The 639-nt window shown below is 67.4% G+C and carries 1 protein-coding gene; it reads right to left on the bottom strand.

Features of this window, described 5'->3' with window-relative positions; translation table 11 throughout:
* The coding region (locus tag AC1DYJ_RS31825; protein WP_477426405.1) for a VCBS domain-containing protein at positions 1 to 639 on the bottom strand (639 nt) is incomplete at both ends.

Genomic DNA, 639 nt, shown 5'->3' with positions numbered 1-639 from the left:
GGTGTCGGCGACGGCGACGGGAGCGTCGTTGGTGCCGGTGATGGTGATGGTGAGGTTTGCGGTCGAGGTTGCGCCGTGCTCGTCGGTGACGGTGTAGCTGAAGACGTCGGTGACGGAGGCGCCCTGGGCGAGCGCGTTGGTGTCGGAATCTGAATTGTCGAGGGTGTAGGTGTAGCTGCCGTCGGCGGCGATGACGACCGAGCCATAGGTTCCGGTGACGGCATTGCCGACGTTGGCGGGCAGGCCGCCGACGGCGGCGACGCTGAGACTGTGGCCGGTATCGACGTCGGTGTCGTTGGTGAGCACGTTGCCGGCGGCGATCGCATCGCCCGGCTCTGGCGTATTGCCGCCGTCCTGGACGCCGGTCTCGGTGACCGGATCGGCGGCGTTGGTGTCGGCGACGGCGACGGGAGCGTCGTTGGTGCCGGTGATGGTGATGGTGAGGTTTGCGGTCGAGGTTGCGCCGTGCTCGTCGGTGACGGTGTAGCTGAAGACGTCGGTGACGGAGGCGCCCTGGGCGAGCGCGTTGGTGTCGGAATCTGAATTGTCGAGGGTGTAGGTGTAGCTGCCGTCGGCGGCGATGACGACCGAGCCATAGGTTCCGGTGACGGCATTGCCGACGTTGGCGGGCAGGCCGCC

This window comes from Mesorhizobium sp. P2_B11, assembly GCF_056404855.1.
Note: the sequence above shows the minus strand (reverse complement) of the source record. Positions and strands in the feature narration are given on the sequence as shown.